Source organism: Acinetobacter sp. 243_ASPC, assembly GCF_001054715.1.
GTDB lineage: Bacteria > Pseudomonadota > Gammaproteobacteria > Pseudomonadales > Moraxellaceae > Acinetobacter > Acinetobacter soli.
In genome coordinates, this window is sequence record NZ_JVOR01000066.1 from 29,470 (window position 1) to 50,578 (window position 21,109).

Consider the following 21,109-nt stretch of genomic DNA (forward strand, 5'->3'; position numbering starts at 1 on the left):
CCTCTTAACTGACAAAAAAACCCATTTAAATCTGGACGCAATGGACGCTTTTATCGTGTGTTCACTTTATCTGGCGTCATTCAATCTGTGTTACGGACGACATTGACTTGATTCGACGCAAAAACCTATATTGGTCGATATAACAACCAAAAGAAGAATAGCAATGAAAAAATTCCTCCTCTGCTGTGCAGTGTTGTTCGGCACCCAACATGCCTTGGCTGCCAACACCACTTGGTCTGCTGGCTCAACCTATAAAGGTACAGTGACCGTACCTATTGAAAGCGGGCCTAATGTGGTCTGGAAATGTAACGGAAAAGCATGCAGCATGTCTGGCCCTTGGGGCGATGAGCTATCGCTCGACTCGTGCCAAAGTTTAGTGATGCGGGTAGGAAAAATTAGTTACTATAAAAACTCGGCTGGAAAAGTGTGGAATGCTCAATCACCCGAACTGGCCGCTTGCAATAAAGCAGCACGTTAAAGATACCAATCCAATAAAAAAACACCAGATCAGCGATGATCTGGTGTTTTTGTTGAGACGATTTATTTAGAAGTTCGCCTCACTTCGGTTAAATCTTGGCATCGATATCGGTCACTGCAATTAATTTGTGGTTTACAAATTCTTTTAAACCCAAATCAATCAGTTCGCGACCATAGCCTGAACGACCTACACCACCAAATGGCAAGTCGGCCTGCGACGTGGTTGGGCTATTGATGTAAACCATACCGGTATGGATTTTTTTGGCCACTTCAACACCGCGTTGATGATCGGCTGTATACACTGAGCCGCCCAAACCAAACGGTGAATCATTGGCGATACGGATAGCATCGTCCTCATCTTTGGCACGATATAACTGTGTGACTGGCCCGAAAAACTCCCAGTATCGTGCGTCGTTATCATCACTGATATCCGTCATAAGCAAGGGTTGGAAGAATGCACCTTGCTCTGGCACCGGCGCACCGATTGCTTCAACTTTAGCACCTGCTGCTTTGGCTTTTTCGACTTGTTTTTTCAAGTTGTCGGCGGCTTCTTGCGAACATAAAGGTGCCAAAGTGGTTTCCGGGTCCATCGGGTCACCCGCTTTAAGCTTTGCCACGCCTTGTTTGTAAAGCTCGACAAATCGATCATAGACTTGATCGACCACAATAAAACGTTTCGATGCGGTACATACCTGACCGGCATTGCTATGGCGGCCACTGACTGCAAGTTCAGCCGCTTTTTCTAGGTCTGCATCTTCAAGCACGATCAATGCATCGGCACCGCCTAGTTCAAGCGTCGATTTTTTCAATGCCTTGCCCGCATGGGCAGCCACCTCAGCGCCGGCACCCTCAGAACCTGTCAGTGCCACGCCACACACCCGGTGATCATTTAAAATCAGAGGGATATGTTCATGACTCAAATATAGGTTTTTAAAAGCACCCTTAGGCAAACCTGCTTCAAGCATCAGTTCTTCAAATGCATTTGCACTTTGCGGCACAATCGAGGCATGCTTAAGCAGTACAGTATTTCCAGCGGCAAGCTGCGCACTCAAGATACGGGCAATCTGGTAAAACGGAAAATTCCAAGGTTCTACCGCCATCACAATACCCTGTGGCTCATAGTAAATTTTGGCATCGATGTCGGTGTTTTCAGTGGTGAGTGGCGTTGGCGATAAAAACTTTTCGGCATGTTTGGCGTAATATTCAAAAATTTGTGCACAAATCTCGACTTCGCCTAATGCTTCTTTAAATAGTTTTCCCATTTCGAGCGTTAAAAATTTTGCATACTTCTCATTGTCGCGGCGTAAAATACTGGCCGCCTGATTTAATACGTTAGCACGTGTTTCAAACGAAGTTTCTTTCCAATCTAAATACGCGGTATAAGCTGCATCAACTGCTGCATGTACCTCTTTTTCAGTTGCAGTCGGGAATTCTTTTACTTTTTCGCCCGTGTAGGGATTAACCGTTGCATATGCCATGAATCTACCCTCTATTTTTGAAGTTTCAATTTTGAGCGCATTTCTAAAAAAAAATGCGTGTCCATTTAAATTACGGTCACGCAGATGATTTCTAAAGTAATTTATTCTGATCTTACAAATCGTATAACGGCGTAACATTCAAAGACAAAATGTATAAAATTAGTTGAGGTTCAGCATTATCGTGTACTCAATACCAGCTTAACCGGTATGTATTTTAGGCTGCAAGCTGATGATTGAGCGTGTCGCCATTCTATATTAATCGACCACGACATCCGTACTGAGTGCTGTTTTTTGCTTTGCTGCGTGCGGATATGCATCGACATCATGCCGAGTGGGTTCATATTTAATCATCAAACCAATCACCACCAAAGGCACCACCGCAAAAAATGAAATAATGAAAAATACATCCGTCTGGTAACGTGCCATCCAAATGGGCAATACAAACATGGCAATGGCTTGTGCGACACCCGTGACTGCTCGGTTAAACCCGACCCCAATACCACGAATTTCTGCAGGATACGCCATGGTTGGATAAACCATCATTTGGGCCCCTGGCCCAAAGCCTTCGGCAAATAACCAAGCACCCAGTAAAATAACGGCGGTATAAATTAAAAATGGATGCTGTGGTTCTCCAATCCATGCCAGTGCAACCAACGCCACAAACTGTAGCCCGAATCCAGCAAGCAGCACATGCCGTGACGAAAACCGGCTGGCCACATATACCCCCAACAGCCCGCCTGTAAAGGCAAAAATCAAGTTAAGCCCAAGTGTGGTGGTAATGGTGGTGAGTGTATCGGTGTGGAAAAACCGTGTCAGAATTGACGGTAAAAAGAACGCAATGGTGGTGTATTGAAATGCAACCGAAACATGAATAACCAAGGAAACAACCGTACGGGAAAGATATTCAGAGTGAAACAAAACTTTGAAACTCAGTTTTTTTGCCTGATGCTGCTGACCCACTTGTTGCGGAATAATGTCGTCTGCGACCTTGGCATTGAGCGCATAGGATTGGCGTAATATTTTTGCTGCACCTTGGAGGTCACCCTGATTGGCCAGCCAGATCGGTGATTCGGTCAGATATTTTCCACGTACAAAAATAATCAACAGCGCAGGCACTGCGCCAAAAATCAACGATGCACGCCAAAGCCAGTTACTGTGCTCGGGTGGAAGTAAAAAGTAAAGTGCCAACACCACAGCAAAACACACCGAAGAAGCGGCGTACCACATTGGGCACCATGCTGCCAAACGCGCCGCCTTGTTGCTTTTGCCTTCAAATTTTGAAAATTCAGACAAATATGACATCGCCACAGGTAAATCGATACCGACACTAATTCCCATGACAAAACGTGCCGCAATCAGCACCCAGACATTGGGGGCCAGCCCCGCCACTATCGCGGCAATCACAAACAACACCATATCGGCCATAAACACACGATAACGGCCAATTTTATCGGTGAGCCACCCACCGATAATATTGCCCACAATAGTCCCGCAGATGATGGCAGAGGCAACCACACCGGTCATGACAGGCGTTAGCGTAAACTCACTCACCACCTGATCGATACCAAACGATAATGTGGTGAGATCGTAGGCATCTATAAACACCCCTATTAGCGCCAGCCAGATCACATGATTACTTTTACCCCGACCTGCATGTTGAGAAACCAGTTGCGAGACATCTTTCGCACTTCTTATTTCATACGCTGGAATAGTTTGATGATTATAATCACTCATTTTTAAAAGTGCCTGATTTGGAAAGGCTTAATATAAGAGCGATATCGAATTAAAATGAACCAACTAAAATTGAAAACCTCATCTGATTTTTATATTTCATTATTTTTGAAATGAATAGCAAGAGCCTTAAAATAAAAGTCTGAAAAATAAAAAAAGAGGTTACCCTCTTTTTTTATTTAATTTGACTCTCTATCTAAATCGCTTGGGCATATGTTGCACGGTTAAGTTGTCGATAGCTCGCGCCCTTATGTTGCTCGCTTAAATAAGGCCCCTGACCAAATAACTTCTCGCGCAAGGTGCCGGTAGCGTACTCTGTTTTATAAACACCGCGTTTTTGTAGCTCGGGCACAATAAAATCCACAACATCGATAAAGGTCTGGTGCGCCAATATATAAGCCAAGTTAAAGCCGTCAATATCAGTTTCCTCGATCCATGCTTGCAAGTGATCTGCAACCGTTTCAGCCCCTCCGACCAAAACGGGGCCATTTCCGCCCAGACTGTTCCAGTGCGCGATTTCTTCAATGGTCCAGACACGCTCTGGATCTGCATTGACATAGGCATCGAGTAAAGACTGAATGGCATTGGTTTTAATATATTCGACTTGATCGGTAGGACGGTATTGTGAAAAGTCGACGCCAGACCATCCGGACAGTAAAGTTAAGGCACCGTCATAACTGCCATAAGATTGATACTCCTTAAATTTTTGCTGTGCTTCATGGTCTGTCTCTGCCGTTACAATCGACAATAACGTATATATTTTAACGGAGTAAGGATCACGCCCTTCTTCTTTGAGTTTCTGACGAATCGACTGGACAACTTTTTTAGCCGCAATCTTAGACGGCGCTGCAATAAACACACATTCTGCATTTTGACTGGCAAATTTTTGCCCTCGCGGTGAAGCGCCAGCCTGATATAAAACTGGCGTTCGCTGCGGTGAAGGTTCACACAAGTGAATGCCGGGCACACTAAAGTATTTGCCTTCATGCGCAATTGCATGAACCTTTGCAGGATCGGCAAAAATACCGTTTACTTTGTCTCGGAGTACAGCATCATTTTGCCAAGATCCTTCCCAAAGCTTGTACAGCACTTCCAGATATTCATCGGCAATATCGTAACGGTTGTCATGATTGACCTGACCTTTTTGTCCCAGATTTTTAGATCCGCTGTCTAGGTAAGACGTGACAATATTCCACCCAAGACGACCTCTGGTTAGATGATCCAGCGTACTGATACGCCGCGCAAATGGATACGGATGCTCAAATGAAATAGAGGTGGTCAAGCCAAATCCCAAATGTTGGGTCATGGCCGCCATTGCTGGCACAATCTGTAACGGATCATTAACTGGTACTTGTACGGCACCTTTGAGTGCATGTTCGGCACTATGATGATACACATCATAAATCCCCAGCACATCTGCAATAAAAATTCCGTCGAAACAGCCTTTTTCCAAAATTTTTGCCAGATCCGTCCAGTACTCAAGCGCTTTGTATTCTGTTGAGCGGTCTTTGGGATGTCGCCACAGCCCTGGTGACTGATGCGCGATGCAGTTCATCTCGAATGCATTAAAACTAATCTGTTTTGTCATAGCGGTTATCTTTATATTTTTATGGGTGTCTGGTGGTTTAAAGCATAAGGGCTTCTACATAGCAGCCAGTTTAGGTTGGAGTGAGTGACACAGATGAGGCATTTTTTAAAGTACTCTGTTCTGCTTGAGCCTCGATCTTTGAGGTATCTCCTATACGCCACTGATAGGGCGGTAAAGTTCCATTCACAATAAAATCACCAATAATTCGTGCTTTAAATACACGCGGATTGTGCGATGCCAAGGTTCGAATATTGCGCCAATAGCGGTCGAAGCCATATTTTTTATCTGCCGCAGATGCACCTAAGGCGTCAAAGAGTAAGGTCGAAGCATCTAGTGCCAATTGGGTAATGACGCCCTGAGCTTGGGCACTTTCCAGCTCTGCCAGCGCGTTGAGATCCGCTTCAGACGCACTATGTGAGTCGAGCGCAGCCGAATAGGTACGCTCGAGGCTTTGTGCAACTTTTTCAACCAACACACCGGCGGTGTATGCTGCGGTGCGGATTTGACCGACCACCTGCAAAATTTGAGGATCATTTTGTACCAAAGGTGTATTGGCATGTGAGTAATTCCGCGTACGCTTGGCAACAGCCGCAGATACATCGTAGGTTGCTGAACGGGTTAAGCCTGTAATAATCGCCAATTGAATCAACTGGTAAAACGCAGCAGAATATTTAAAGCGAGTTCCTTCTGGCAGAAATTCGCTTGGATCGACCAGTACATCAGTAAAGCGTGCTGTGCCACTGGCGGTGAGTTGCTGACCGAATCCATTCCAGTCGTCTAAAATCTCGACGCCCTGTGCATGCCGCGGCACGATCACGGTTGAGGATTCTCCGTGAAGATCAGTCACCCCCACTTCAACCCAATTGGCATATAAACTGCCGGTGGTATAGTACTTTTCTCCATTCAGGCGAATCTTGCCACTTTCATCGGTCGATAAATGCGTTTTAAAGGCGTGAATTGATTCTGTACCGCCTTCCGACCATGCACTGCCTATTGTGTCGCCACGCGCCAGACGCTCAAGCCAGCGTTGCTGGAATAACGGATCTTGAGACACCAAAACATCTTCAGTAAAGCCAAAATGAATCCGCAAAATTTGAGGTAAATTCGAGTCTGCTTCGGCCAGTTCAATCAATAAGGCAAACAATTCAGGCAATGTGGCCTCATATCCACCATACGCCTTTGGTAAACGTAGGCGTGTAAATCCACTGTCTTTGAGCCACTGGATTTGTTCAATCGGAAGTTCATGACGCTGTTCACGTTGTAATGCATGTTGTTTAATTTGTTCAAATAGAGGACGAAACTGGCTTGCGAGCGTGTCGTAGCGTGTGGAAACCGCTTCACCCCACACCCGGAACAATTGCGAAGTCGTGATCTGGGGGCGATGTTGCAGCTGTGTATTGACCGTTGGGTGATAAAAATGTGTCATATGAGCATCCATCAATTTTATTTTTATCTTAGCCAACGCATTTGTTTTTATAAAAATCAAAATGTGATAATCATTGCAGGATTTATTCATTAGCCTATCTATTATTTTTTTAATTTTCTGTTATTTTGATTAATAAAAAATAAATATTATGAATAAAAAAAAGTGCTATTAAATCAGCCGACAAATATGTATTTATCGGCTAGTAAAATTTAAAATGATCGAACTTAATAATTAATGGTATAGCTTAATGCATAGGTTCTGCCTTGAGCTGGAATATCCAGATAAGGGTTTGTTGTATTAGTACTCGCCGCTTGTTGGGCAAACACGGTTTTATACTGGCGATTCCAGACATTATACACCCCAAAATCTACACGACCTTTGAGTACTGGAAAATGTGCCAAAACATCCATGGTGGTATAGCCCGAAATGTCAGCCGCGCTGTTGTCATCTTTAAAGCCTTTTGCAGCGAAAGCTAGATCGTCTTTGTAGGCTTTATTGCTGCCTTTAATGGCCAAAGCCTGCACACGCACACCGTAACCGTCTTGATCCCATTCACCAAATACAGTTCCTTTTACAGGTGCGACCTGATAGGCGTTTAATTCATGCCATGCACCAGATTCATCTTTATACTGACCGCACGTGTAAGCGAGCGTTCCACCGACTTTAAATTGCTGCAAAAATGGATAACTTAAGGTTGTTTCAGCGCCATAAACACGTTGATCGGTATCGACAACACGCGCTGCTCGGTTACTAAATTGCACGGTTTTATCTGAGATGTTATAAAAACCGGTCAAACTGACATTTAACCCTTGATTTTGTTCTAGGCGCCACCCGAGCTCGTAGTTATTTACCGTAATCGGCTGCAAATTCGCGGTGGTAATGTTATACGTCGAAACATCTCGAAGCATACGCTGTACATCTGGGTAGCTAAAGCCTTGTGAAAAGTTTGCATAAAGCTGCTGTGCATCGTTCAGTTTATATACCGCACCCAAATTGAATAAAAACTTATCGGCATCGGTACTGCCGGCTGCAATCTCTTTGCTTTCACGTACCGGTACATAGGCATCTGTTTTTGCCTGAATGTATTGATAACGTACACCACCCTGAAGATTCAACTGATCGGTCAGCTCATAATCTGCTTGAACAAATGAACCAATACTATCAATTTTTGTATCTGGCCCCTGACTTTGAACAGCGCCTGTCGCGGTATAAGTCAAACCATTATCCGACGCAATGTATTCATCCGCCCACTGGCGATCATTTTCATGATCGTAATCGATGCCGTAAGTCAGACCCAAATTGCGATCAAGAAGATTAAATTTCGATTGTAAGGTCGAGCGCAGGCCATAAAAATCGTTGTCAGATTCGCTTTGTCTGACCGTTGCACCATTGGTGATTAAAGCACCTGCATAAGGCACAAAGCGTAATTTCTCTTTACGGTAATAGGCATCGATATTCAGGATTTGACCGAATATATCTGTATTTTGATACTGGGTGTTTACACCATAACGCTCTGTAAAAGGTTGATCGGGTACATTCCAGCCTTTAATAGGCACATAATAGTCGGCACTGGTTTTGGTGTAGTCTGGGCCATACTTGGTGTCTTGTCGATCTTTGTAGTACTGAGCACCGAGGCTGAGTGTTTGTGTATCTGACACGTTAAAGCCAATACGTCCATTGATGTCTAGGGTATCGGTATCCATGGTGCTGCCTTGCCATGGACTTAAAGAGATCCGGTTGCCACGACCGTCAAACTGCGCGCCACGGCTGGTAAAGTTGGCGCCTAAAAATCCGTTTATGTTGTCCTGACTAAATGCAGCAGTTTGACCGATTTCATAGGCGAGCCCATCTGCACGGAAATTATCGGCCGATGTGATGCCAACTTTGGTACTCAAACTAAGTGGCTGATCTGGATTGGCACGCTTGGTAATAATATTAATGATGCCACCTGTCGCACCTGAACCATAAATACTGGTGGCTCCAGATACCACTTCGATATGATCGATTAATTCTGGACTAATACTGTTGAGCTGTCGCGCGGCATCACGGGAACCCGTTTGAGGTACCCCATCAATCATCACCAGGATGGTTCGACCACGCATGGTTTGGCCATAGTTACTGGTGGTCCCGCTGCTCGGTGCCAGCGATGGTACCAATTGAGCCAGAACATCGGCCACCTTACGCCCCGCTCCAGCTTGTTGTGTAATTTCACTTCCCTGAATGGTCTGCACAGTTCCTGCAATTTCGGCAATACTTTTGGGTGTTCGAGTGGCGGTCATGACAATTTTATTGAGCGCCACCACATCTTTTTTAGATGCGTTTTCAGTTGCCGTGCTGTTTGAGTCGGTCTGATCATTTGCATACAGGCAACCCGATATCGCCATGGCCAGCAAACTCAAAGCAAATTGTTTTGTACGCATATTATCCCCACAGATAAATATAATAAAACTAAGAATAATACTCATTATCAATAAAAAGTAAAATAAAAAGTGTCGTGGTGTTTTAAGCACTTTCACCACAAAGCTTTAAAAACCGATCACGATCACAGTGATACAGCACTGCCTGCTTTTCTGGCATATTCAAAATCTGCTTTGCTTCAAATGCAATCTGATCTGCTACGTAAGCATAAGAACGCACTGTGATATCGGGTTCTCCTACAATTTTTAGTGCAGGTGTGTGCTGGAAAACAAACTGGCACATCATTTTCATTACTGCCCGAAAATGCCCCTTGCCCACCACGCTTTTTTCGCCCAGCAAAATATGCCAGCCCATATCATCTGGATGTGCCGCATAGTAAAGGGCTAAACGGTCTCGGGCAGCTTCATAGATTTCTAAATAACCCACGTCAGACGCATTGATTTGAATGATATAAAGCCGCTGATGATCATCCATGTGCATTTTCTCAAAATGCACCGCCAAATCACTCTGGCTGATATTTAACTTCCACTGCGGAATCACATGCGGTTCATGCATCCAGCGATGCAGTATGGGAAGGTCATGTTCAAGACACACCGCACGTAGTCCATACTTTACTTCGCCCACCTGATAGTCAAAATGGTCAGGTAATCGCGAAGAACGTGTTGATAAACAAGAGCGTCGTTGCATATTAGCGTCTCTGTTCAGCATGGTAATAATCACGAGGATGGTGCTGATTAAAAAAGTGATGACGTTTATGCTGTTCTTGTTCTTCCATATCTTGAAATGTTGGCCATAAATCCTGCGCAATTTCGGGCGATAAAATAAAGACACCGTCTGCATCGCCAATCATCAGATCACCCGATGCAATCCGTGTTTGACCTACCACAATGTCTTGGCCATGTTCGACCAGACTTTCACCCTGATGACGCGTGGTGAGGCAACTGACAGAACGAGCAAAAACTGGCAGTTTCATTTCACGTAACGCCACACAGTCGGTCACATCGCCGATCACCACCACTGCTGCCAATTGATGATAAATGGCCGCACGATGACGCTGCTCTCCCCAGCAGGCACGATTTGGAATTGCACGGGCATCGATGACCAGCACATCATTCGGTTCGCTTTGTAGCAATGCATCATGCAGGTTCATGGCATTGATCGAAGCGAGCGTAGCGGTTCTGACACGGCCTGTGACATGATGAATGCGATTAATGGCATGAATCTGTGCCAGATGTCCCTCATCGAGCACATGACCAATGGTCGAAGTGGCAATATTTGCGTATTTTTCAATCAGTTCATTTATAGATGTTTGCATTGATGTTTTTCTCGAAGTTTGCTGCGTTGCTGCAACGGACAGTTTTTGCAGTAGTCATGTGCTGCCTCAGGCAACTGAAAGTAGAAGCAGCATTTTTGGCGTTGATAACATTGCTGTCGATTGCTCCACGCATCGAACAACTGTTTAAATGGATTTTTTGCCAGCCCAAAGTCATCGGCGTACAGCATTTGCAAACTTGCTCGTTGCGCTTTGATACGCGCTAAGCATTCTGCTGAAATCTGCCGACGTGCCATCAGATCGTAAAATTGCAAAATTCTCAGTGCCGTGTTTTCCCACAATAAAATCTTGGGCACTTTTGCAACACGGCCCAGCACCTCAAATACTTCATTTAAGTCACTGAAAATAATTTGGAAAAATGCAACAGGATCACTCGGTGGTGACTGCATGTTCTGCTCAAATTCAGCATCGAGATTAAGCTTAAGCACCCGATCCCACGCCCACGATGCATTCAGATCAAGCACGACTTTATCTAATGCCCACGGCATGTGTGGTTTATTAAGCAATACACTGTAAAAGTAGGGATACAACAGTGGCACTGCCCAATACTTGATCAGCATTGAACCTGCACAGGTGAGGTTTTTAACTTGTATTTGGGCAGCAAACTGCTGGACAATTTTCAAGCATCGATCGGGATGTAAAAGATCTGAACCTCGATGATTCCATTGATGGCACAGTTCAATCCGGATATTGAGCACTTGCTCAATCTCTGTCTGTAAGGACGCAAAACCCAGATGTGCTGGATGTGATTCGAGTGCCATAAACGGAATATTTGACTGCATGCCCCACCCTGTTGCCTATTCGTGATATGCGGTCATTCGTTGCAATACATTGTATGTTTGCCCAACCCGCGTGGGCATACTCCCCACTCGATTGTCTTGCTGTAGCAAGGGTCGAAGGAGCTGCTTATGCGGCCAAAGTTTTTCTTCAAATAGACAATGTGTAAGCAAACGACGAGCTTCTGGTGAAAACGGTACCGATTCAAGGGTATCTTTTAATGCCTGAGCCAATGCGAGCCACAAGAGTTTTTCATCTAACTGATAATGACGGGCAACCGACTCTAAAATACTGGCCAGATTGACTTGAATGCCTAAGGTTTGTAAGTACACCAGCAGTTCTTCGACGCTATCGTGATACAAGGTAATTCGAAAATCTGACGGACTTAAATACACGGGATCGTGTAATCCCGCCTGCTGCATCCAAGGCAGATGAATGCGAACAGAGTCGTGGTCGCGTAGCAGCAAGCCCGCAAACTGGCCTTGTTTGAGTACCAAACATACATTCTGGCCATGGATTTCACCCATTAAACCTAACCGAAACAAGCGCAGGTTAATCTCGAAAAACTCGTGACATAGCGTATAAAAAACATGTTTGACTACTTCGGGAGTAGGCAACTGAGCGCCGAATAGCGATTGAAACACGGATGCATCGGCCAGCCCAGACTGCCCCAGACTGGCCATTGGAATAAGCTGATACGGCGCTTTTAGTAATTCGGCAGGAATGATTCGGCGCTGTGCAGCCAAATGCATCGGTTGCTCTTCAAACAAGGTTTCATTTTGTGGGGTTAAATTGTGCGGTTGATGCGGCATAAAGCCCCACCACTGATGCTCATCACACAACCAGAGTCGGCTGGCCAGTACCGGATCAATGCGCTTTGCCTCGGCTAAAAGTTGCTGATTTTTTTGTCCATTGATCATTTTAACAATCGGCAAAAAGCGCAGTGAACCCAAGGCTTTGATGCCGAGGGGCAGTTTCAGGTGATCTTCGGGATTCAAGCCAGAAATCAGCGTTCGAATAGATGAGCTGGCATAAAAATGATGTACAGAAAATACCAGTGGGATAAGACACCCAAGATCAATTTCTTGGGCAAAGGTGGAATCTAGAACATGTTCAAACTGCCATGCATGCATTGGCATCGGCAGATAGTTCGAGTCGATTTTTTTGGCGATCAGTTCGGCATGCAGTTGTGCTTGTTGTGTAGGATTAAGAAAGATCCGAGCAGGCTGATCAAGCTCAAGATCATGAATATCACGCCCAACCACCAGCAAATCCTTACGAACCGCAACCCACCGAACTGTAATCGGTTGCTGAAATTCTGGACTATACTGTTGATAGTCTGTCGCTGAAAATCCATCTTTTAATTTCGCTAATGGATGATAAGGCCGATCACGTAAGGCCGCATATTGCTCTAGATTTTGAAAGTGCTTGGCCGGGCTATGGTCTTGCTGACTATTTTTAAAGATTGAAACATTTGCACTCAGCGCCGATTGTGCGTCTGCAAGCATCAGATCGTCTCGAAACTGCTGAATTTTTTCAGCAGTGCAGTCAGCAAAAAGCCCTAAGTGAATGAATGCGTCGTAAAGCATTAAGGCACTGGGTTCGTGATGAATCCTCTGCTCGGTATGATCGAATAGAAAGATGGCGTTTGGCTTGATCTGCCAAGGCTGCTTATAAGCTGGTGTAATCCCGATAATCACAAGCTTGGTGCGACTCTCTGTACCGTAAACCACAAAATGCGTTAGTTCCTGACAAGCCTGTGCAAGAGCGTCTTTTGCATAAGGCGCAAGCTTCTGAATCACTTGTTGTACTTGCGAAGATGTTTGCATGTCGTGCGCTGCAAAAAAATCTTCGGCCAGAAAACTGTTGAGTAAATCCTGCTGGATACTGTGTTGAAGCTGCACATGGAGCTGTAGTTTGCTATTCATGCTGTCTGCTCCTTGGCCTGCCATACACGAAAGCGATATAACGGATTTTGCACCTGCTTTAACTGAATTTCCGCATCGCCAAACAAACGACGTTTGGTGAGCGATTCAATGCAATATTCTTTAGCAAAAACATCAAAGATTTCATAACGTGATTGATGTTCAGGATACTGACGCTGAAAAGTATGAATGACTCCAGCCACCTTAGACCAAAAGATCTGCTCATCCAGATTGAGCTGCTGATGCAAACTGATGGCAATATCGCTCAAGGCAACAAAGAATAAACAGGCACAGCTAAAGTCTCGAACCAGATTGACATCTTCAGTTTCGATAAAAGACATCCGGTTTGCTTTTGCATGTTCTTTAGGCAAGGCATGTAGCGTTGGGAATTGATTGGGATGGGTCAAGTATTGCGGACTAAAGCGCACACCATCGTGAAAGTCTTTTAAAATGATCCGTGTTGGCCAGCCATTTCGATGTACCAAAATCATATTCTGGCCGTGAGATTCCGTCCCAATGCCTTCGGCATAAAGAAAAAATAGAATAGGCTGAATGGTCACCGACAGAAACTGTTCGAGCCATTGTTCTGCACCATATTGATCTAGCCAAGGCTGAATGAGTAACTGCCCATTCAATTGTAAATGCCCGACGCCATTAAGCGGCATGGCATCCTCACCTTCACGCAAATAACAATGGACACTCTCTCGCCATAAACTGCCAATCGTGCCATACGCCTGCTGGGCATGAGAGGACGGCAACTGGGTAAAATCGAGTGCTGTGGCATGAGTTTCTCTTAAAATTGCAAAATCTAATGCTTGTGCAATTGGGCTTTGATCCATCAGTGCCTGCAACCAGTCGGTAATGAGAGGTCCATTCATGGCAGCATGAGTGGCTAAAATCCGTGAACTGGAAGTATTGGTTAGACTCATCGAGAGCTTGATATACGGCTGCTCTGGCTGTTTTAGATTGGTCAAAGTTCTGAGAGATTGCTGCGCCACATAAGCCGTTTCTCCACGGCCCAGATAAATCAGTTGTCCAGCGCTAAGCTCCTCAAAAAAAATCGGAATAAGGGTGTTTTCCCATTGCCAAGGATGCACAGGTAACCAAATAAATTCATCGGGGCTTTCGGTCTTTTGTATCAGTGTAGCCTGAAACTCTGCCCGATCTTTTGGACTGAGCTGCGCAATTTTAGTGTGATCTTGTGATGCTGATATCGACGTTTGACGCTTGACCAATGAATGATGCACCGCCAGCCAAACCAGATGAATCGGTTCTGCATATTCGACACCGTATTTGGCATTATCGAGCAGACTGAAACCCACCCGAGACTTGTAACATGGGTGATACGGATGACCATCCATCAAATAGGTTTCCAGCTGATCATAACAGTATTGACTGGCCGGAAGTGGATACGCCTGTTTATACGAGATGGACTGTACGTCATGCATAAACGTGCGCTTGATCTCCATCAGAAAATCTTCACATTTCTGCGCATTTGGAATCGCACGTACAATTTCATTTAGCACGCCATTTAAACGAGCCGGTTGTGAAACACCACGGGCATCAATCCGAATCACAGGCGCATGATTAAAACGGATTAAGCCAAAACTTAAATAACGCTGACCATAGGCCCGATAAATCACTGCTTGCTGCTGATCGGTTACCTGTATCTCAAAGGTTCCATCGTGTTCAAAAACCTGAACAATGTCTTCATAGATCAGTGCTTGCAATAGCTGTTTAATTACACGCTGTTCAACCTGCTCTATTGCAGATTGATCGGGCTGCTGCCACGCGATGCTAGGCGATGAAACGCGATATTCATGAAGTGCTGAACTGTTTAAATTTCCCATGTTATTGTTCCTCAATTTTAATTACATGCTCGCTTTACAAGCGGATGCGTTTTTGATGTCTGGAAATTTCCATGCAAAAGGCAATGCCAGTAGCAAGCCGCCTGCACAGATTAGAAATAATTCGCGGATAGCAATTAATTGTGCCCACTGTGGATCGTGCAGGCTCAATAGCGATGCGCTTCGAAACTGTAAATACAAAGCCGCCAAGACCACGGCAACCGCGGAGCATAAACGGCGCAACAGGTTATTGATGGCAGCGCCTTGGGTCACCAGTTCCTGATTATTTAAACTGTTTAGGCCGGCTGTGGTTGAGGGCATATACGACATCGCAAATCCGAGCCCATGCACCATCATGCACAGCATTAGAAAAGTAACCGGAAGATGAATGCCCGCGCCAAGCCCTATAAATGCACCTGAAGTCAGTAACAGCCCAACTGAAATCAGGCATTTTGCGCCAAAACGATCAAGACAATTGCCTGCCCATTTACTGCATACACTGGTACACAAAGCACTACTCATGAGTAATGCGCCTGTCCAGAGCGGAGAAAGATGTAAAGCATTTTGAACCAGAAGCGGAATCGCAAAGAGCATGACAAACAGGCCCACGGTATGCAGCACTGAAATGATCAAGCTAAAATTAAAGCCCGGACTGGCAAAAAGCTGTGCCGGAATCAGTACTGCTTTACGTTTTGCAGGCAACCACCAGAACAGCCCGCCCATCAAAATAGCCAGCAGCAGCGGTAGATAAAACGTCGGTGCCCAAAAGTCAGCGCGGGTTTTAATCTGGCTCAATGCCAGTAACAGCGCCACAATTGAAATAGACAGTGTGCTAAAGCCTTGCCAGTCGAAAGCAGAAACGCCACATTGTGGCTGCTTGGGTAAGGTTTTATAGCCAACGAGCAGTGCAATTAGTCCAAAGGGCAGATTTACACTAAACAATGCGGGCCATCCCCATTTCAGCAGTAACAGTGCACCGAGCATAGGCCCACAGGCAAGTGTGAGCATAATCATTGCTCCCCAAATGCCAGTGGCAGCGCCACGTTCCGATTGAGGTGTTACTGCAAAAATAAGCCCCAGCGACAGTGGAATCATGAGTCCGCTGGCAAAGCCCTGAATGGCTCGCACCAGCAACACGGTATTAAAGGACTGCGCCAGCATACCCACCGCCGAAATAGCCACAAAGGTCAGCAATGCCATCAAATACAGATTGCGTTTACCCAAGGTCTGACTCAGATAACCTGCCAGCAATAGGCTTAAACTCATGCTCATTAAAAAGATCACCATGACCCAGCTCACTTGTGCCTCTGAAAGCGCAAATTGCTGCATGAGTGTGGCCAGTGCCGGATTAAAACTGCTGTTGCTCAGGCTGACTGTGCCAGTGCCCAGCATTACACTGAGCATGACCCAGCGTGCTGGCTGATGAGACGGTTCGTGCTTAAGATGTAAGCGTGCCGAGTTGGAAACATCCACCATATTCTTTCCCTCAGTACTTGCTGCTGTACTCCGAATACGATTCGCTATTTTTACCGGCGCGTTGCGACAGCAGGCCTTCTGCACGAAAAGGTTTATTCAGTCGGCTACGATGGGGAGCGGTCTGCTGCTCACCCAGTGAAAATTCCTGAAAGCTTTGCCTAGACTCCAATTTAAAATGGTTTTCTGCCAGAATTTGATTGGCAATTTTTGCCGAACGGAATGCCCCAAGTCCTAAGTCTGGGGTACCGACACCGTGATGATGTAAATCGGTATTTTGAACATAAATTTCGCCGTCTCCCTGATACGCCACGCGATGTGACGCATCGATCTGCCAGCGATTTTGTGTATCGTGTGGAATGAGAGCATTGAGTTTGGATAAAAATTTCATTGCAGGATAACGATATCCGGTCGCGGCAATCACAGTTTGCGCCTGCAAATTAAAAACTTGGCGTTTTTGAGTCTGGAAAAATTTGAGTAAAATACGGTTGCCACTGCTCAACTGGGCATTTTCAAGTTGGTGATGCCCTGCCAGCGTTACATGGGTTTCGGCCTGCCCGATGCTGCGGTGATATAAACGCTCGTAAATATCGCGAAGGGTTGTACTGCTAATCCCTTTGTACAGATTGGCCTGTTGCATGGGCAACTGATCTTTTAGTGCTTTGGGCAACTCATAAAAGTACTGCATATAATCTGGACTAAAATTTTCCAAGCCCAGCGGTGTATGCTCCATAGGGAAGAAACCAGCAGAGCGCGTGAGCCAGTACAGATGAAATCGAGGCTCTCCCGTTTCTGGGCAAAGCTGCCGGTCGAATAAATCAATAAAAATCTCGGCAGCCGATTGGCCTGAGCCAATCAGCACCACATTGCCAGACAACTGCTCCTTGCACTGCTGCAAATAACTCGAAGAATGCAAACAATCTGGTGTTTGCTCGGCAATCGATTGTAAAGGCTGCGGCAATGCCGGCACGGTTCCCACGCCAAGGACTAATTTTTTGGCCTGATGCACCGCCAGACGGCCATTGTGCTCGGTAATCACCTGAAAACCTTTGCTGATGGGTGCAATATCGGTGACGGTATGACCAAAGCTTAAATGGCTGAGTTGTTTTACCACCCACTGGCAATAATGGTTATATTCTTTGCGCGGAATATACAGGTTTTCACGAAAATAAAATTTATACAGCCGTTGCTGGTCTTTTAAATAATTTAAAAAGCTAAACGGGCTGGTCGGCTCAACCAGACTGACCAAATCGGCCATAAAAGGCACTTGCAACATCGCTTGCGGCAACTGTAGCCCGGCATGCCAGTCAAAGCCATCACGCTTTTCAAAAAACTGATATTTTAAATCGTCCCGATCATTGAGTAGTGCAGCAAGGCTTAAGTTAAAAGGCCCTAATCCAACCCCGATAAAATCAAGCATGTTCGATCTCCGTGACCTGTGAATGAACACATAGTGGATTTTTTAAATCGACATAGATGGACTGTTGTGAAATATGTGCCTGTAGTTCGTCTAGCTCATAGACACGCGTCATCAGATTGCCTTTGTAAGGAAAGGTTTCTTGATATAAAAGCGTTTGTAGCAATGCACTGTTTGGATAACGACGATAGGCTTGAAGCAGATACGACTGAAGCATTTCAATCAGTTGGTGCTCGGTGACCACTCCAGTTGCACCCATGGCATTAATAAGGCCAAACAAGGTATTGCCAATAAAGTAATAACGGAAACGCTCATCGACCAAAGCCTGTGGACACACCGCCTGCCCCTCAGTTGCCAAGGCTGGAAAGCGCGCAAGAATTTTACCTGCCAACTCCTGAATATAATAAAAGCCTTGATTGTCTCGGAACCAAACCGCTTGAGGGAATCCATCTTGCAGCGCAATGAGCGTATTTTGCTGATGTGCTTCAAATGCCATGCCAAATTCGTGGTATAGCTCCATTAAGGGCAAAATGGTGATATCTAGGAAACGCTCAAACCATTCAAGTGCCACAACATGCTGTGATTGGCCAGTACGCGCCGATATTGAGTTAAAAATTTCGTTAAAACGATTGGTTTCAATCGCAGGATGATCCTGACATAACGATGCCACGCAGCTAATATCATCCTGTGTCTTAAACGGATTTTCACGCAAGATGCAAATGGTTTCATTTAAGACTTCGCCATTAAACTGAATGGCAATCCATGCCGGATCACTCAAAGCCTGAAGCTTGGGATTGCGCTGTCGAAAATCGGCTAAACAATCGTCATGCCAAAGCTTATAGCTGAGTAAACCGCGATGACATTCCTTATGTAAATTTACTCGAACAGAATTGGTAACCGCTACCGTCATGGAGGTTTTAAACATCCATGGTGCCTGCTCGCTATACAGCGTGCGTACCGAGGTAGTTGCCTTCATGTTCCACCCCAGCTCACCAAAGTCGACCAGTTTATTTTGATGTAATAGTGTTTGGTACCATGCTTTGTCTTTTAAATAACGTGCCTGCCATGGATGTAAAGGAACAAGTGCGTAGTTGGGATATTGCTGAACTTTCAGACGATGATAGTCATTAAAATACGACTCGAGATCGTGTTTAAATTGTTCAGGAACCGAAAGATTATGCGCATTGTCATGTGCGACATAAGCCGGATGCACATACAAGAAATGCATTTTGAATTGATTTTGAGTTTCAGGTGAAAAGGCTTTCCAGTCGTCTTGAACAAAACCTTGCCGGCTTTTAGGCGATGGATGCATGCTATGCCCAATTATAAGTGCCTGCTCACTTTGAATAAACGATTGCTTGAGGCTGATGAGCTGGTGCAAATCAGCTTCACGATAGTGTAAAAATTGTTGTAATGCTCGGCGGCTCTGAATCCAAGACTCAAGTAATGATGAGGTATCTAAAGCGGAATGTTGCTGATGATGTAAAATATTTTCGAGGAGATTGGCCGCCAGCGTGGCAGACGAAACGCGAAGCTCTAAACCATCCCGTTCAACCCAAGGCAACTCAGCAAATCGGTGCCGACCTACACTACTTTGATAAGCAATCGAGACATATAAATTCGCATCGAGGGTATGCAACACAATACTTAAAACGGCTAATCCCCGACTCTTTTTTAACAATGAAGCAGATTGTTCAGTGGGAGGAATAAAACGACCTTGGCCGGTTTCTTGAAGGTAAGAATTTATCAAATTCTGTAACGCGATCTTATCCGTGATTGATTTCATCAACTTTGCTCTTATAAGAAAGTTGCATGAGAATACGACCAATTAAATAATAATGCAAATGCTAATTATTATCATTTACAATAAGTGATAAAAAAATACACTAAAAAAAGTGCCGACGGAGCATCGGCACAAAAGGAACAACTCGCTTTATGAGTACTTTCAGCAGGTTTTTCAGCAAAATTAACCGACCCTTTTGCTACGCTCCATGCTGTTTCTATAGTATCAGTGACACCTGTTTTTATACCCTTAACAGTTCCTATAACGGTACCTGCATCACCTTTTAATGGTTTAAGTAACTGATCACTACCCTTTTTCTTTATCAAATTCTTGCAGTTTCTCTAGAAAAATTTGCCAAGATTCTGGAATACCTTCGACTATGTCTATATATAAATCCCAATTCTCTTTTAATATATTGTACAGAACAGGATGTATTTGACGAATATGATTATGTAAGGCAGCTTTAAACTCAAATAACTCACATGAATCATTACTAGTTATATCTATTTCATTTTCAAAAAAAACTCTCAATCCAATGTAATTTTCTATCATTGATAAGTAATGATATTTTCCATCAGTAAAATATATAGAAGCTACCATACCTTTCAGTCCAGAGTCTTTCTCAATAAATCTCATTTTACTTACTCCAAGCTGGTTTAGGTTTAGGGGTTGTTATCTTCATATCGTATGCTTTATTTGTATACTAATTATATTGATGATGAATGGTTATACTTTGATCATCAGGTAGTTGATGAATTACTTGTATTTTTTGAAAGCCGTGACTCGCAGGAAATCTATAATCTGATTTTCCATTAATTGGATTAAAATTCATATCTTTAAGTTTTGTACCACTACATACAAAGTGGCTGTAGTTTTACAATCACCAGCGACCACACAAAGCCAACGGAGGAAAACCACATTTGATGGCTACTTAACCGCTACTTTTAACTTCGATTTTTTATGGGAGGATTACCCTCTTGACTCAAACCTTGCAGTAGCTGGTCTAAATGTTTAGCATCTTAACTGTAAACATCTCTATTTTTTAAGTTATTTGCAATATCAGTATTATAATCTGCTTGTGTAGACCATGCAGCTTGCAAAGCACTTTGACAAGCAGATGAAGAAACGTTTCCAAGTTGGCATACGTTCTTTATAGACTCATCACGAGCCTTATCTTTTCTATTTATCTCTGCTAATTCATTTTTTTCATTCAAACTTAATTCTTCGTGTTTAGCTTTATAAATTAATGCATTCTTTCTGGCAGCTTCTTTTACGGATAAGAAATTATTCTCTACTGCATTCTGGGCAACCTGCCCATTCTGAACTGTAGAACCAATATCACCCGTCGTTAATCCAACTGCACTACCCGCTAAACCGACGATAGAACTGATAGTAGATTTCTGCTCTGCCGTGAGGTCTTTGGCCTCTTTTCCATA

At 44.5% G+C, this 21,109-nt stretch carries 15 protein-coding genes and 1 pseudogene; 1 reads left to right on the forward strand and 15 read right to left on the reverse strand.

The features are described 5' to 3' along the window. The first annotated feature begins 163 nt into the window (after positions 1 to 163). A complete protein-coding gene (locus ADA42_RS06525; RefSeq protein ID WP_004946000.1) occupies positions 164 to 478 on the forward strand; it encodes a hypothetical protein in 315 nt (104 codons plus the stop codon). A gap of 88 nt (positions 479 to 566) precedes the next feature. Here the strand turns inward: ADA42_RS06525 and ADA42_RS06530 are convergent, their stop codons facing one another. The 15 genes and pseudogenes from ADA42_RS06530 to ADA42_RS18720 form a co-directional block, all read right to left on the reverse strand. Next, positions 567 to 1,955, reverse strand: coding sequence for an NAD-dependent succinate-semialdehyde dehydrogenase (locus ADA42_RS06530; protein WP_025095748.1), 1,389 nt, complete (start codon positions 1,953 to 1,955; stop codon positions 567 to 569). 255 nt (positions 1,956 to 2,210) lie between these two features. Continuing rightward, complete coding sequence (locus ADA42_RS06535) at positions 2,211 to 3,689, reverse strand: MFS transporter (RefSeq protein WP_025095749.1); 1,479 nt, start codon at positions 3,687 to 3,689, stop codon at positions 2,211 to 2,213. A 193-nt stretch (positions 3,690 to 3,882) separates the two neighbouring features. After that, positions 3,883 to 5,274: an LLM class flavin-dependent oxidoreductase gene (locus tag ADA42_RS06540; RefSeq protein WP_048764228.1), complete on the reverse strand. Its 1,392-nt coding sequence runs from the start codon at positions 5,272 to 5,274 to the stop codon at positions 3,883 to 3,885. A 70-nt stretch (positions 5,275 to 5,344) separates the two neighbouring features. Continuing rightward, entirely contained in the window at positions 5,345 to 6,700 is a 1,356-nt protein-coding gene (locus ADA42_RS06545) for an acyl-CoA dehydrogenase family protein (RefSeq protein ID WP_025095750.1), read from the reverse strand. A gap of 224 nt (positions 6,701 to 6,924) precedes the next feature. After that, positions 6,925 to 9,120 (reverse strand): TonB-dependent receptor, encoded by a 2,196-nt coding sequence (locus ADA42_RS06550; RefSeq protein WP_025095751.1) that lies wholly within the window; start codon positions 9,118 to 9,120, stop codon positions 6,925 to 6,927. Between the two features lie 82 nt (positions 9,121 to 9,202). Beyond that, a complete protein-coding gene (locus ADA42_RS06555; RefSeq protein WP_048764230.1) occupies positions 9,203 to 9,805 on the reverse strand; it encodes a GNAT family N-acetyltransferase in 603 nt (200 codons plus the stop codon). A 1-nt stretch (position 9,806) separates the two neighbouring features. After that, entirely contained in the window at positions 9,807 to 10,433 is a 627-nt protein-coding gene (locus ADA42_RS06560) for an RraA family protein (protein WP_025095753.1), read from the reverse strand. Beyond that, positions 10,418 to 11,233: a (2Fe-2S)-binding protein gene (locus ADA42_RS06565; RefSeq protein ID WP_025095754.1), complete on the reverse strand. Its 816-nt coding sequence runs from the start codon at positions 11,231 to 11,233 to the stop codon at positions 10,418 to 10,420. The genes ADA42_RS06560 and ADA42_RS06565 overlap by 16 nt, the downstream gene beginning before the upstream one ends. A 15-nt stretch (positions 11,234 to 11,248) precedes the next feature. Beyond that, the gene (locus tag ADA42_RS06570; RefSeq protein WP_025095755.1) at positions 11,249 to 13,156 is read right to left on the reverse strand and encodes an IucA/IucC family protein; all 1,908 of its coding nucleotides are present in this window, start codon (positions 13,154 to 13,156) and stop codon (positions 11,249 to 11,251) included. Further along, positions 13,153 to 15,003, reverse strand: coding sequence for an IucA/IucC family protein (locus ADA42_RS06575; protein ID WP_048764233.1), 1,851 nt, complete (start codon positions 15,001 to 15,003; stop codon positions 13,153 to 13,155). The genes ADA42_RS06570 and ADA42_RS06575 overlap by 4 nt, the downstream gene beginning before the upstream one ends. Before the next feature lie 21 nt (positions 15,004 to 15,024). Beyond that, positions 15,025 to 16,476, reverse strand: coding sequence for an MFS transporter (locus tag ADA42_RS06580; RefSeq protein WP_048764235.1), 1,452 nt, complete (start codon positions 16,474 to 16,476; stop codon positions 15,025 to 15,027). A 10-nt stretch (positions 16,477 to 16,486) separates the two neighbouring features. Next, positions 16,487 to 17,893, reverse strand: a complete 1,407-nt coding sequence (locus ADA42_RS06585) for a lysine N(6)-hydroxylase/L-ornithine N(5)-oxygenase family protein (RefSeq protein ID WP_048764237.1) — start codon at positions 17,891 to 17,893, stop codon at positions 16,487 to 16,489. Then, entirely contained in the window at positions 17,886 to 19,676 is a 1,791-nt protein-coding gene (locus ADA42_RS06590; protein WP_048764239.1) for an IucA/IucC family protein, read from the reverse strand. The genes ADA42_RS06585 and ADA42_RS06590 overlap by 8 nt, the downstream gene beginning before the upstream one ends. A 303-nt stretch (positions 19,677 to 19,979) precedes the next feature. Beyond that, positions 19,980 to 20,309: a hypothetical protein gene (locus tag ADA42_RS18565; RefSeq protein WP_048764241.1), complete on the reverse strand. Its 330-nt coding sequence runs from the start codon at positions 20,307 to 20,309 to the stop codon at positions 19,980 to 19,982. Positions 20,310 to 20,695: 386 nt separating this feature from the next. Continuing rightward, positions 20,696 to 21,109 (reverse strand): annotated as a pseudogene (locus ADA42_RS18720) (VENN motif pre-toxin domain-containing protein); the annotation flags it as partial.